The sequence below is a fragment of the Pseudomonas sp. NFACC10-1 genome (genome assembly GCF_900119195.1).
Classification (GTDB): Bacteria; Pseudomonadota; Gammaproteobacteria; order Pseudomonadales; family Pseudomonadaceae; genus Aquipseudomonas; species Aquipseudomonas cerasi.
This window is the reverse complement of the sequence record NZ_FPJB01000015.1, coordinates 1-15,691: the sequence shown is the minus strand read 5'-3', so window position 1 is coordinate 15,691 and position 15,691 is coordinate 1. Positions and strand designations below refer to the sequence as shown.

Annotated in this window: 4 protein-coding genes and 1 pseudogene; 4 read left to right on the top strand and 1 reads right to left on the bottom strand. The window is 57.2% G+C overall.

Annotated elements, in window-relative coordinates; all coding sequences use genetic code 11:
- Positions 1 to 1,647: RHS repeat domain-containing protein (locus BT119_RS26060; RefSeq protein ID WP_139271386.1), on the bottom strand; the 1,647-nt coding region annotated here is incomplete at its 3' end.
- Positions 1,648 to 1,905: 258 nt separating this feature from the next.
- Here BT119_RS26060 and BT119_RS26055 point away from each other — a divergent pair.
- The 4 genes and pseudogenes from BT119_RS26055 to BT119_RS26040 all read left to right on the top strand — a co-directional run.
- The gene (locus tag BT119_RS26055; protein WP_072367188.1) at positions 1,906 to 4,848 is read left to right on the top strand and encodes a Tc toxin subunit A; all 2,943 of its coding nucleotides are present in this window, start codon (positions 1,906 to 1,908) and stop codon (positions 4,846 to 4,848) included.
- Positions 4,849 to 4,889: 41 nt separating this feature from the next.
- Positions 4,890 to 9,725 carry a Tc toxin subunit A-related protein gene (locus tag BT119_RS26050; protein WP_072367186.1) on the top strand — a complete coding sequence of 1,612 codons (4,836 nt, stop codon included), beginning with the start codon at positions 4,890 to 4,892 and terminating at the stop codon, positions 9,723 to 9,725.
- A 19-nt stretch (positions 9,726 to 9,744) separates the two neighbouring features.
- Positions 9,745 to 14,088: a SpvB/TcaC N-terminal domain-containing protein gene (locus BT119_RS26045; RefSeq protein WP_072367184.1), complete on the top strand. Its 4,344-nt coding sequence runs from the start codon at positions 9,745 to 9,747 to the stop codon at positions 14,086 to 14,088.
- Positions 14,078 to 15,691 (top strand): annotated as a pseudogene (locus BT119_RS26040) (toxin); the annotation flags it as partial. The gene BT119_RS26045 and the pseudogene BT119_RS26040, both read left to right, overlap by 11 nt.

Genomic DNA, 15,691 nt, shown 5'->3' with positions numbered 1-15,691 from the left:
CTGATCGTTCGCAATGGCGCCTGGTTTTCCAGCTTCCCAGTGCAATACCCGCACGCTGTTGCGACCCGCCTGAGCGATAACGACGTGAAGGATTTCTCCATCCGCCGTGGTCCGGATTTCCAGTCCCGGCAGGTAGCGCACTTCGTTGATCAGCGTGCGACCTGATGCCTGCGCAGTACTGATCTTGCGACGACGCTGACCCTGGCCATCGTAGATATAACGCTCTTCATCGTTCGGCTCGTCTTCACGTTGCACGGTGGTGATGTACTGCAACTGATTACGCGCATCCCAGCCCATGACCTGACCGCGCGCCAGTTGCAGCAGATTGCCGTTGGCATCAAAACCCGTAGCGAAATCCACATCGCCGTTATCGTCGGGCAGGCTGCGATTGCTGTCCGGGGCAACGCGCATGTTGCGGGTGAAGTTGTGCGCGCCTTCGTGACGCATTTGCAGCAGATTGCCCGCAGCGTCGTAGCTGTAACGCTGTTTGTAGTTGCTGACCTGGCAGGGATCAATGGTGGGCAAAGGTTGCAGGCCGGGCATTTCAGGGCCATGACTGGCACCGTTTCTGACCTCCCGGCCAGTGGCTTCGATCAACTGGTATAACGTGTCGTAAAGGTAATGGCTGATCGGTTCGATAAGCTGGTTGTTGCAATACCGGTCTGGTTGAGACGTATCGTTGACGAGCAGGATATTGCCCACCGGGTCATAGCTGTAATCGAGTTGCTGCAGCAGCGTGCCGTCAGCAGATAGCGCACTGAGCTCGGTCAGCCGACCGTCCTGTTGGTCATACAAATAGCGACTGACCACACCATTTCCGGCCGTCTCCTGCTCGACCTGATTGAACGCGTCGTAGTGAATCGCACTGACCAGCGTTTGCGGCTGTTCGGTATTGGCCAGGGTCAGTTCAACAGCGCGCAGTTGTCCAGCCGCACCGTGACTTAAACGATGAAAATTACCCTTGGCGTCAGTCTGCGCCAGCGCTTCGCTCTGCGCGTTGAAAACCCAGCGCGTATGCAAGCCGTCGGACTCCAGCAGTACATCACGATCATGTTCAGCAAGTGGCCAGTCCGGGCTGTCAGGCGACTGCAGGAAATACCGCTTCTCACTCAGCACCCCACCCGACAGTCCATAGTCCGGCAGCAGGCGCGAGCCGGCCTTATCGTCATGGCGAATCAGTTGATTGCATTGGTTATGCTCAGCAGTGGCAGGCCCGCCATAAGTTAAGCGCTCGGTAATTCGACCGGCCTCGTTGATCGACAAAGGGCGCAACAGCCCGTCGTATTCAATCTGGCGCTGGTTGTCACGTCCGTCCCGGCTGTCGACTGACTGCCCCGCTTCACCGTTCAGGCTCACCCGCCAACCTGAGTCGATACTTTTCGATAGCAGCAAAGCCCCGGACAAGCTGAAGATGTGCGTCAAGTTTACGGGCGCGCAGACATCGTATTTCAAACGGCTGAAAAGACGTGGATCGCGACTGGCGATCAGTCGCCCGGCCTGGTCGAAATATTGCTGCGTCACTCTGGCTTGAACAGGCTGCCCATCAGCGCCCCGATAGAAATGCACGCTGCGTACAGGCAGGCCCCGTGAATCGCTGACCGCCAATTGCGGCGTATTGGTGTGCATGATCGAGTGCTTCGCTTTCATCCTTGAAACTCCTGCCACCCGTTAGTGATGCCCATCAACCATAACATCAGGCGAACGGACGCACGCCGTTCGCTCAAGAACCAATAGGCATAACCTGCGAGCAGTCAATCGCCAATGAACATACCTTCAGCATCGGAAACCAAGACGTTGTTTTGAAAAGAAATTCTTGATGTTTTTGAGGGTTGACTGGCACTTTTGTCAGGTAGACGCAAGCGCCACGGTAAACAAGGCTGTGTCATGACCTCTGGAGAGCCGGACATGACCGAGCAACCTTTCTCCCTGTTACGCAACCTGGCCCGATCCGGGGACGATACGCACGAACATGACGATGACCAGGTATCGTTCATCGACGCGATGGAAAAACTGAATGTACATTCAGTGTTCGATATCGTACGGCGCTCCAAAACCGCTTTTGTTCGCGAACTCTCACGCATCAGTGACGCTGATGCAGCGCTCGCCTACGAAAACGCTCGCTGTTACGCCACCCAAATCGTGCGCCTGTATCGCAATCAGTTACTTTCCTCAGACCGAATCCAGTCAGTGACGCGGCGCACCGGCGTGCGTTCGCTGGTAGACATCGGGCCTGGCTTTCCCAATCTTTTCAAGGAGAACTGGGATCTGTTTTGCAAGGTGGGTGCAATCGAGGCCAAGGATTCACCCGTTGCGTACCTGACGTCCTTGTATCGTTTTGCTCTGGAACAGCTGGAAGGCAGCGTGGCGGAACCGAGCCGAATCAAACTCGATGAACGACGGCCTGACCTCAAGGATCTGTTGATCGATCAACAAAGCACCTTCACGCCAGTGCCTACGCTGCATATCGTCAATCAGGTGTTAAGTAAAGCCATCAACGCCTACGTAGACACGGTGCCTGAGGACAAGGGCAAGACTATTTACCAATTGGTGGCCGAGAAACAACACCCGTTTCAGTTTCCTTACAACTTTCACTTTCAACAGATCAGCCTTGGGCTGGTGGGGAAAAAGCCGACGTTAGGCGAGCTGAGTTACCGCGTCAGCCTTGAAGGTCCAACCACGTCAAGGTACGGCAGTGACTATGGGAAAGTGCAGCACTCCAGCACCATCGCGCAGGTGCTGATGAGCGGAGCAGGCCCCGAGCAACAGGCAATCGTGACTGAACCTGCCTTACCCATTCAGGCAAACGCCGACGCAATGGCGGACCTGACCCGTCAGTTCTTCAAAACGAAATACGACGTTGATTACGTCGACGACGCCAGCAATCCTTTGAATAATCTGCACCTCTTCCTGGAGAAGACGGGTCTGGACAGTGACGGCGTCGAAGCCCTTCTTGCCATAGGCAGCCACACTGCCTATGCCTCCCCCAACATCCTGTCAGCGGGACAAACCTCGGATGAGGACTCCCCACGTGAGGTAAGCCCGACAGCGATCAAGGCTCGATTCGGGGCTGGCTACGTCAATGGCCCGAGCACCCAGCCGGCAATGGCTCTGAACAAGGATGCGTACGGCATTGAGCGGCTGGTCAACACCAGCGTGGACCGCTTCGACCGCCTGCAACGCATGATCCGTCTGCAGCGCTGGACGGGCATTCCTTTTACAGCGCTGGACACGTTGATCATGGCGGTCATTCGCTCCGAAGGCGAGGTGAACCCTCAGATGGTGCTGACGGTAAATACGCTACGCGCACTGGGAACCTATCGGTATCTGAACAAACGTTACGGTCTTGCGCCTGATGAGTTTGCAGCCTTTGTTCACCAGATGCCCGGCGAGGCAAATGATGGGCGCTTGCCGATGTTCGACCGGGTCTTCAACAACCCGGCATTGTTCGATACCCCGCTGGTGTTGAACGGGTCAATTCTCTACCTCGATCAGGACAGTAGCCAGCACGTCAAGACTCGCGCTCAGTTGAGCCGGGCCTTGCTTTTATCCAGCACTCATGAGGGCTTGAGGCAGCTGGCCATCGATGTTCGCGAATTGATTGGCAACGCGCCCACTGACTTCAGACTCAATTTGAGCATGATCTCTTCGCTGTACCGCCAAGCCCGCATTGCTTCGATGTTCGGTCTGACCACCGCGGAATGCCGGGCATTGATCGACCTGCTAGGCTCTCTGTCTTTTCGGAAAAAGGTGGTCTCAGGTCAACTCGACGACAGCGAACCGGACGTGCTCGATATCCTGATGCAACTGGACTGGGCAGTCACGTGGCTCGAAGCGTCTGATCGAGACGTCACCACACTGCGACGTCAGGCAGGCTGGGACATGACCGAAACAATAGTCACGCAGGAACTGACTGTTCAGCTTGAGCAATTAACCAACGATGCGCGCCGGGCTGTATTGAAGAGAGACCAGTTGGCATCCCTTGACTTGCCAGGCAAGGACGACCAAAACAACACCATCAATTGGTGGCTTATCCTCTCTTACCTGATCGACGATTTAGGGCTGGTCAAGACTCAGCCGCTGTACGAGGAACCCGCGGTCAGCATCCGCCGAACCCTGCATGAACACTTGTCCTCCATAGCCATCGCGGAACCCCTTGCAAGCGAAGTCGAAGCCAGACTTGCAACGTTCGTATTGAACGGCTACCGGAATCAACATCGGCTGGTGGAAGAGCTGTTGCTGACCCTCACCGGTTTGCCGCCGGACCGTTGCGAGCCGGTGATACGCTGGGCACGCAGCGACGTAAGCAAGTTTCTCGCTGCGTTACTTTGGGATAATGGCGTCATTCAGACGCTCTCGATGCTGATTCGCTATTCAGAAGTCAGCCAGCAACTGGGGCTGAGCGCCCGGGCACTGCGCACTTTTTTGATCAATCCACGCTGGCTGTATGCAGACTCAGAAGGCCCGTTTTCTCTTTCACCGAACAGTCTGTATTTGCTCGACCGTTACGGCACTTGGCGCGACAACTGCGGTTACCCGGAAGAAGCGCTGCTCGATTATTTCAAGCAAGCCAATGACCCGCAGCGAGACGCTACACAATGTGCTGCGCGGCTGGCGTCACTGACAGGCTGGACGTCATCTGAAGTGCTGGCCGCAAACGCATTGCTGACCGGGTCAGATCGTATCGCGGCCAACATGCACGAGGTGGACTGGTTGAGCCGGATGCACAGCGCCAGTGATATCACCGGCCTTTCGGCAAGACAATTACTGTCGGCTACTGACCTGACAGCGACCAGCACAGCCTCGCACTGGAAGTCCGTAGGCGAAGCCGTGATAGCCGCCAATCGTTAAGCCGTGAGCATTAACCCGTTCAATGCCATGGAGGCCTGATCATGTCCAATACCCTTGAAAGCCGGCTCAACGAATCCTTTCGCGATGCGCTGGTGGCTTACTATCTGAGTGAGGTCGTACCCAACGACCCTATGCTGAAGCGCCTGGGCCTGGACCAGCGCTTGAAAACCGCCAATGACCTGTATGAGTTTTTTCTGCTCGACAATCAGGTCAGCAATGAAGTCCAGACCAGTTATGTCGCATCGGCAATGAGCAGCCTGCAGCAGCTCATCAATGGCACGTTACTGGGCATGGAGCCGGGCTATGAAACGCTGCTGCCGACCGAAGCGCGCTTTGTAGAATGGCGTGACCGCAGCAGCCAATACCCGATCTGGGCGGCCAATATGCAATTGGCGCTTTACCCGGAGATCTATATTTCTCCGGCATTGCGCTTGAAGAAGTCCAGCTACTTCGCACAACTGGAAAACGACATCAATCAGAACAGGATCAATATCGACACGGCGCAAGATGCGGTAAAAGCCTACCTGGCCAGTTTTGAAGAAGTCGCCAACCTGACGATCATCAACGGCTACATCGACAGCGACCGCTTCGCAGAGGGCAAGTACTACTTTATCGGCAAGTCGCGCGCCGAGAACATTTATTACTGGCGCACGGTGGACATGAATGAGCGTGCGTACAAGGAAGGTACTGCAGGGGCGAAGTTCGATAATCCGACACCCGGTGCCTGGTCCGACTGGAAGCGCGCCGAGATCGGCATCAATGCCAATACACTGGAAAGAACCATCCGCCCGGTGTATTTCAACAATCGGTTGTTTGTGACGTGGGTTGACCTGGTTCATGTTACCGAACAGGTAGACGTGAAATTACCGGCCATCACCATCGTGCCGGGGCCGGGCGGCAGTATTCCCGTCAACCCGCCGCCGGTCGAGGCACCTGTCACCATGATCACCCCCAATGTGCGTCTGGTATTGAATATTTCCTATAAAAAATATGACGACTCCTGGAGTGCGCCACAAATCTACATGGACGTGACCACACCCAATGTCTTCACCCGGGCAGGCAAGGCAGTCAACCTTGAAAACGACCTGAACAGTATTGCGATCTTCGATGTATCGGCCTCCCCGGAATCGCTGTTTATCGCCATGTATGCGGGTGAATCGCTGACGCCTGGTGACACCGATGGCTCAACGTCGACGTATGCCTTTCTGCACACGGCCTTTGTCGACAAGAATTTCAACAAAACGCCAGCGTTTCCAGTGGCGAACTACGTAGATACCGTTTCCGACAAGGCAGACCTGGGTCTGGAGCAACCTCGCGTGCGCAAGACCTGCTGGGCATTTGCTTTAAAGAACAAGGAAAATTTTCAGTTTACGTGGAGTCTGTATATCCGATTGAAATCAGCTGTCACTACGGCCCCCAATAAAGACGCTATCTGGTGGAACTGCCTGGACCACCAAAGCAAAATAACCAACATGGCGGGAACACTACAACCTGTCATTAGACTTGACCGCTCAACCCTCACACTATTTACAGCGCTGAATGCTGATATCCCCCAACCCCCTTTTTCCACCGAAATAACAGTTACATTCAAAAAAGATCTCGACGCATGGACACTCAGACTTTTTATAGACGCTGAATACGAGAATACTGAATACACCCTACTACAGCGTGGTTCGGGCCTTACAATAGCACGCCCAACCCCATACCCCGCATTAATAGAATTTAACATTATTGTTAATCCTGCGGGAGGCGATCCCGTACACTTTCTGCGCAACCCGGACTACGGCAGCTACACCGTTGGACCCACAATAGACTTCGTTAACCTTGAAAAAGGATTTTGCAAAACCAGGGCTATACGCGCACTACTTACCCATCAGACACAGCCAAGCCATATAAAATCAAGCGAAATTGTACTAGTTAGAACCGGATGGGTAGACCGTACAAACACTTCAATTTCATTTCCCCTAACACATATATTCTCCCAATGGTTCAGTTACCCCTACAACATGAACACCCCTCATAACAACTCGCAAAAAGAGATGGTTAAACGCCCTCATACCAGTAGCCTCACTGCACCCAGCCTTTATGAGACAACTATCACGTTCGACAAGTCCACCTTGCTGCCAGATCTTCCAGAAGCCCAATTCATCAGCGGATCGAAAAAGTTTTACATCACCCACGGCTTTGCCGTAAACACGCTAGTTCCCCCTGCCTGGATCGGTAACGCCCTCAAATCCACCGAAATAGAGCTGGAGTGGGCAACCGCTGATGGAAGCGACCCCGTTTCCCCCAAAATCAACAAACGCATCAACGCCATTCTGGGCATCGCCGAATACATCGACTTCTCCGCCTCCGCCATTCAGTTCAGTGACGGCTCTGACACGAAAAAGCGCGACCCCATCCGTATGAACACGCTGTTCGCCCGCGAATTGATCAACAAGGCCAACATTGCGCTCGAAGCCCTGTTGTCCTGGGACACCCAGCAATTGCAGGAGCCGCCCATCGATGATGACACCATCGCTGACCTGATGGACTTCAAAGGCGCCAACGGCCTGTACTTCTGGGAGCTGTTTCTGCATCTGCCGTTCATGATTTCCCATCGCCTCAACCTGGAACAACGCTTCACCGATGCCGAACGCTGGCTCGGGTTCATCTTCGACCCGGGCCGTAAAAAAACAGGCGACGCACCGGCTTACTGGAACGTTCGACCTCTGGTTGAAGTACCTGACCCGGATTACTTTCTGCGCACCCCTATCGACCCGGACGGTATCGCGGCGAGTGACCCGGTGCGCTATCAGAAATCGGTTTATTTCCACTACATCAAGAACCTGATCGACCGGGGCGACATGGCCTATCGGCAATTGACGCCCGACAGTCTGGGCGAAGCCAAGCTGTGGTACGTGCGTATTCTCGATCTGCTCGGGCCGCGCCCGGATGTGAAACTGACCAGCCAATGGACACCGATGGCACTGGGCGATCTGGCAGCGTCCACCAGTCCGGGGCTGCGGGCTTTCGAGCAGCAGCTTGTCGAGCAGGAACAACAGGTACGTGCCAGCGCCGCCGCCAACGAGGGCAAAGCCACTGTCAGTTTCAGCCAACCGTCCCTGCGCTTGAGCACCTTCGGCGACGACCCGACCTTGAGCGAGGAAGATAGCGATCACTTCATCCTCCCGATGAATTCGGAGCTGGTCAAATACTGGGACATGCTTGAAACGCGCCTGTACAACCTGCGCCACAATCTCACCCTGGACGGCAAGCCACTGTCGCTGCCGCTGTTCGCCGCACCGCTGGACCCACGGGCGCTGCTCGCAGCCTACGCCAATGGCGCAACCGAGGGCGGTGCGGGGAGCTTGCTGGCTCAGGAAACACCGCACTACCGCTACCCGGTCATGTTCGCCAGAGCCAGCGCGGCCGTGGAGACCCTGATCCAGTTCGGCTTCACCTTGCTGTCGATCATCGAGCGCAAGGAGCAGGGCCAGCTCATGGAGCTGCAACAGCAGCAGGTCTGGGAGTTCGCCCAGTACGCCATTGACCTGCAGCTTGAGGCGCAAAAAGTCGAAGTTCAGGCACGCAAGGCATTGGAGGCCAGCAAGGCGGTCGTTGATGCAAGGGCCCGTTTTTACAGCACGCTGGCGGATGAAAATGTCAGCGCAGTCGAAATCGCAGCGGGTGCTGCAAAACTTGTTTCACGTATCGCAGAAAGCGCTGCCAGTGCGGCCAGCATCGTGGCTTCTGCCATGAAAGTAGCCCCTAATCACGCCGGTGTTCATGCTGGAGCAACCGGCGGGATGGCCGTTGGTGCCGCAGCCGGAGGGGCCGTAGGCGGCTTCCGGCTGGAAGGCGTACCGGAAATGGTTGCAACTGGCGCTCATGCCGTCGCAGCAAGATCTGCAGCTGTCGGCGATGCACTGGAGCGCACGGAAATGTTTCGTCGCCGCCTCCAGGAATGGGAACACGCGCGCGATCAGGCCTTGCTCGAGTCCGAACAGATCACCTTGCAACTGACTGTCCACGACGCCCAGACCCGCGTTACCGCCTTGCAACTTCGTCAGGCTGAGGAGGCGAAAAAACAGGCCGAGACTGTCTATGCATTTCTCAACAAGCGCTTCACCAACAGCCAGCTCTATCAATGGCTCAACGGGCAGTTCTCGACCTTCTATTATCAAACCTATGACGCAACGTTTTCATTATGTCTGGCGACGCAAGCCTGCTGGCAGTATGAAATTGCCGACTACTCGACCTCCTTCATCCAGCCTGCGGCCTGGAAAGATGCCTGGCGCGGCCTGACTGCAGGCGAGGCCCTGAAACTGAATCTGCTGCGCATGGACGCGGCCTACATGACCCGCAACGAGCGCAAAATGGAGATCGTCAAGACGGTTTCGGTGCGCCAGCTGCCAGAAGCAGAGGGAGATGATACGGGGATCAATCACGGCTGGGATGCAGTGGTCGAGCGCCTGGCGCAAGACGGGATTGCCGAGTTCGAAATCACCCGAGCCATGCTTGACGAGGATTACCCGGGCCACTACCTGCGGCGCATCAAGCGCATCAGTGTGTCGTTGCCAGCCACGGTCGGGCCTTATCAGGACATCCGCGCCACCCTGACCCAGTCGTACAGCGCGGTGCAGATGGACGCCCAGCCTGACGGGCCGCTCAAAGAAAACCTGCGTGCCAGCCAGCAGATCGCCTTGTCTACCGGTGTGGACGATGACGGCTTGTTCGTTTTCAACTTCGACGATGAGCGCTATCTGCCGTTTGAGGGCACCGGCGCGATCTCGCGCTGGACACTGAGCTTTTCCAACCCGGCATCGCAGCGCGACATGATCGACTCGATCACCGACATCATCGTGCACATGCGCTACACGGCGAAAAGTCGTTAACCGACAGGGAGCAAGGGCCATGGAAGCTCAATCGCGATCGCAGAATCAATCGCCGCCGTCCCTGCAACCGACTGTTGCCACGCCGTCATTACCCAAAGGCGGTGGCGCGATTCAAAGCATCGGCAAGGGCTGGGGGTCCGTGGGTACAAGTGGCGCGGCGTCACTGGAAATCGCTCTGCCGATCAGCCCTGGACGCGGCTACGCGCCTGCCCTGTCGCTGAGTTATCAAAGCACCTCAGGTAACGGCGTGTTCGGGCTTGGCTGGAACCTGAACACCAGTAAAGTCGCGCGTCGTGCCAGCAAGGGCGTACCGAGCTACAACGACGATGATCTTATTTTCGGCCCCGGAGGCGATGTCTGCCTGCCAGAACGCGACGACAGCGGCATGCTTGTCCTGAGTCAGGTCAGCAGCTACAACGGTCATGATTTGACGGCGACTTATCAGGTGGTGCGTTACTTCACCAGAGTCGAAGGGGCCTTTGCGCGCATTGAGCATTGGCGCGTGGACAACGCAGATCCCGGCTTCTGGCTGATTCACGGCGCCGACGGCAGCCTGAACCTGTATGGCAGCAAGACCTCGTCGCGTATTGCCGACCCGGCAGACATGAACCGGGTTGCCGAATGGTTGCTGGATGAAAGCATGAATGCCGTCGGCGAGCACATCCTCTATGAATACAAGCCCGAAGACCACCAGGGCCTGCCAGAGAATCACCCGAGAAACGTCCGCGCCCAACGCTACCTGAGCAGGGTTCGCTACGGCAATGCCAAGGCACATCCCGTGCTTTACCTGTGGGAAGACGGTTCGCTGGACAGTTTGCTGTGGCACTTCGATCTGATATTCGACTATGACCAGCGCGACACCCGTAGCGACCCGCCCCCCGAATATGACGAGCAATTTACCTGGCCCGTGCGCAGCGATCCGCATTCAAGTTTCGCCTATGGTTTTGAGCTGGGTAATCTGCGCCTGTGTCGGCAGGTTTTGATGTTCCATCACTTCCCGGACGAGCTCGGAGAAGCACCGCTGCTGACCCAGCGACTGCTGCTGGAGCACCTTCAGACAACGCTCGGCTACAGCCTGCTGAGCGCAGCGCATTCGCAGGCATGGGATGGCACGGACTGGCGGCGCGTCGATCAGCAACCTCCTGTGCAATTTCAATACACCGATTTCAGTCTTGAGTCGGGCATCTATACGCCGCTGGAGCCCATAGCCGGCCTGAATGACGGGCAGCAATACCAGTTGGTCGATCTGTATGGCGACGGCTTGCCCGGCATGCTTTATCGAGACGACAAGGCGTGGCTTTATCGCGAACCGGTCCGTGATACCGCTGGCGCAGCGGACGCCGTTACCTACGGAGCCTGCGAATCGTTACCCCGCATCCCGACGGCTGATTCAGCCACACCGGTACGTCAGACCCTCACGGATCTGACTGGCGACGGGCGGCTGGACTGGGTAGTCGCCCAGCCGGGAATGGCCGGATTCTTTACGCTCAACCCTGACCGAAGCTGGTCGAACTACGCCACGTTCTCGGCTTTCCCTGCAGAGTTTTTCCACCCGCAAGGCCAAATGGCGGATCTGGTCGGCGACGGGCTGTCCGATCTGGCCCTGATCGGCCCACGCAGCGTTCGCCTGTATGCCAACCGTCGAGCCGATGGGTTCGCCGCAGCAGTGGACATTCCTCACGACGAGGATCGCCTGCCATTGCTCAGCGACAGCTCCACTGAACTCGTGGCGTTCAGCGACCTGCTGGGCACAGGGCAACAACACCTGATCCGGATCCGGCACAACGAAATCCGCGTCTGGCCGAACCTGGGGCGTGGCCGATTCGGCAAAGGGCAGCTCTTTGCCAGCCTGCCTTACACCTACGAAAGCTTCGATTCGAGCAGGGTGCGGCTGGCCGATCTGGATGGCTCAGGTGCCAGTGACGTGCTGTATCTGCAAGCCGATTGCTTTCAGGTCTTCATGAACAAGGGCGGCAACGGTCTGGCCGCGGCCTTCGATCAACCTTGGCCGGAGGGCATGCGTTATGACCGGTTCTGCCAGTTCAGTGCGGTCGATCTGCTGGGCCTCGGTTTTTCCAGTCTGGTGCTGACCGTGCCGCACATGACGCCCCGACACTGGAGCCTTTACTACGCAGCCGACCGTGCAGGCACGGTGCGCAAGCCTTATTTGCTGAAGGCCTCGGACAACAATCTCGGCGCTGCCGGAGAAGTCAGCTATCGCAGTTCGGCGCAGGAATGGCTGGACGAAAAAAACGAGCTGCGGGCCGCTGGCAGCGTTGCTGTCTCGGAATTGCCGTTCCCGGTTCATGTGGTTGTCAGGCAAACCATGCAGGACAAGGTCACTGGCAATACGCTCACCCAGCTGTTCCGCTATCGGAAGGGTTTCTATGACCCTCGGGAACGTGAATTTCGCGGCTTCGGCCTGCTCCTGCAGACCGACACCGAAACGGCGTCGCAGAATCAGGAGGATTTTACCGCTCCGGTATTGAACAAGACCTGGTTCCACACAGGACGCTACCCTGCCAGACCCTGCACCGACTATGACCGCAGCGACCTCGCTGCTCGCTTGCCCGGCGAGCATGTGTTGTCCCGACTCGACACAACAACCGGGACCGAGCTGCCCGTCACAGACGCAGATGACGCGACCTTGCAGGAAATGTCACGAGCGCTGAGCGGCTCTGTACTGCGCAACGAAGTCTTCGGGCTCGATGCCAGTCAAAAAACCACAGTGCTGTACTCGACCCAATCGAGCCGCTATCTGGTTCGCCAACTGCAAGCATTGAGCACGCATCGACCCTACGCGTCGATGCTGCCGCTCAGTCTGGAGGTCATCACCTATCGTTACGAGGCCGACGAACTGGACGATCCGATGTGCGAACACAGTCTGAACCTGGCGTGGGACCGCTACGGCTCGACGCTCCACTCAGCCAGCTTCAACTGTGCGCGGCGCAAAAAACCGGGGGACGCCCCCCCCTTTGAGGACCCTCACCAGCAACGATGGTGGGAAGCATCACACGACGAAGCCCAGCAACAGTTCTACGTGAATGAAATGCGCGCCGAAGCCATTCACCTGGACAGCCCGCAGGGCTGGCGTCTGGGTCTGCCTTACCGCACACGCAGCGATGCCATGCTCATTCCGGCAAGCGCCTTGACGCCTGCGCAGATCAGCTACGAGCAATTCGTCGATCCGTCCGGTCCATTCGTAGCGTTGCCACGTACGCTCACCAGCCTGTCGGTACAACGCTATATCGGTTGCAACGATGGCGAGGCGACCTTTGAGGCGCTGGCTGACGCTGTTGAAATGGCTGAACTGGATGATCACGCACTGAGCGCCTACGAGCGAGTCATGGACAGCGCCACGCTGGCCAAAAAACTCGTCGAGATCGGCTATCAGCAGATGCCGAGTTTTCTGCCTGCGGACAGCTTGAACCTGTGGTCGGTAAAACGCGGCTTCGTTATCTATGCCGGCCCGGAACACTTCTTCCACCCCACTACATTCAGGCCTACACGCAGTCATGGCTGGAGTCTCGTCGAGTACGACGCCTACGATCTGTTCGCGACTCGCATCACCGACCCGGCAGGCTGCGTCACCACCGCTGAATACGATTATCGTGTGCTGCAACCAAGACGAATCATCGACCCTAATCAAAACAGCCAGGAAGCCGATTACGACGCCTTCGGCAGAGTATGGGCAACCAGCTTTTACGGCACGGAACTGGGTGAGGCAGTCGGCTTTCCTGCGCTTAATCGCACCGGACATCACTGGTCTTCGGCGAGCGAGGCAGCGCTGCAACCCGAATACGCTCTGGGCAAGCAAGCCAGCGCGCTCTATTACGACGGCAATACGGCTCTGGGTCTGGTCGACATCCCGCTGGCAACCGCTGCATTGGTTGCAGACCGCTACCCGGAAGACCCGGACAGGCAGATTCGCATCAGCGTGGCGTCGATAGACGGCTTCGGTCGCACGCTGCAAACGCGTCAAAAGGTGGAGGACGGCGACGCCTATTCTGTCGATGAATGGGGCAATCTCGAACGGGTCGGCGGTCAACCGAAAATTGTCCACGCATCCCCGCGCTGGCGTGTCAGTGAACGGGTGGAATACAACAATAAAGGCCTGGCGGTGCGGGTTTACCGGCCATATTTCGCCAACAGTCATCGGTATGTAAACGACGCATCAATACGCTCACAAAACATCTTCGACAAACAGTTCTACGACCCGCTGGGGCGTCCGACCATCACCATTACCGCCAAAGGCTGGATGCGCCGACAGACCTATCGGGTCTGGTACACCATCAGTGAGGACGAAAACGATACCGCCGAGGAAGTGCTGGCAGCGAGAAAGGCGGCCGGGCATGGTCAGTAGCGCGGTACATGCCCGAACGCCGGAGTTGATCGTTTCCGAGGTTCGTGGACTGGTCGTGCGCCGAGTCTTTTTACATCGAACCGACGCCGCGCAAGCGGCAGCAATCAGAGTTACCCGGCAGCGTTTCGACCCGGCAGGCAGGATGATTGCCGCCACTGATCCACGTCTGGCCAACTCAAACCAGCGCACTGTCTATAGCCTTGGCGGCAGCGCGCTGGCCATCGAGAGTGTCGATGCCGGCTGGCGACTGGCGTTGTTCGGCGAGGCGGGCCAGGTTTTGGGCGGCTGGGACGGTCGCGGCACCGAGCGGCAGCTCGAGTACGACCTGCTGCTACGCCCGACAAGGATCATCGAACAGCATCGGTGCGTGGAGCGGTTTACCTATGGCCAGGCAGATGCGGCAGGACACAACCAGTGCAATCAACTGGTTCGCCATGACGATACGGCGGGCTCGCGTTTGCTGCAGGATTACAGCCTGCGTGGCTCGGTACTCAGCGAAACACGACATTTCATGCTCGCCACAGAAGCAGCGGACTGGCCATCAGCCGAGCCTGATCGTAATGAGCTGCTGGAGCCAGCCGGCCTTCAGACCTGTCGCGTTTTCAACGCACAAGGTGAAGTGCTGACGCAAACTGATGCCAATGGTAATAGCCAGCTTTCAACTCATAACCTGGCCGGTCAGCTGCACAGCGCAGACCTGATATTGAACGGCAGCACGCATGCGCTGACGCTGGTCAGCGCGATGCGCTATAGCGCCTTCAATCAGGTCGAACAGGAAACAGCGGGCAATGGCGTAGTCAGCCTTTACGCCTATGATCAGCAGGACGGCCGGCTGACCGGGCTAAGCGCGATCTCTGCTGACGGCACGCTGCTGCAGCAACTCGATTACAGCTATGACCCGGTGGGCAATATCCTGCTCGTCAACGATACGTCTCAACCAGACCGGTATTGCAACAACCAGCTTATCGAACCGATCAGCCATTACCTTTACGACACGTTATACCAGTTGATCGAAGCCACTGGCCGGGAGGTCAGAAACGGTGCCAGTCATGGCCCTGAAATGCCCGGCCTGCAACCTTTGCCCACCATTGATCCCTGCCAGGTCAGCAACTACAAACAGCGTTACAGCTACGACGCTGCGGGCAATCTGCTGCAAATGCGTCACGAAGGCGCGCACAACTTCACCCGCAACATGCGCGTTGCCCCGGACAGCAATCGCAGCCTGCCCGACGATAACGGCGATGTGGATTTCGCTACGGGTTTTGATGCCAACGGCAATCTGCTGCAACTGGCGCGCGGTCAGGTCATGGGCTGGGATGCGCGTAATCAGTTGCAGTACATCACCACCGTGCAACGTGAAGACGAGCCGAACGATGAAGAGCGTTATATCTACGATGGCCAGGGTCAGCGTCGTCGTAAGATCAGTACTGCGCAGGCATCAGGTCGCACGCTGATCAACGAAGTGCGCTACCTGCCGGGACTGGAAATCCGGACCACGGCGGATGGAGAAATCCTTCACGTCGTTATCGCTCAGGCGGGTCGCAACAGCGTGCGGGTATTGCACTGGGAAGCTGGAAAACCAGGCGCCATTGCGAACGATCAG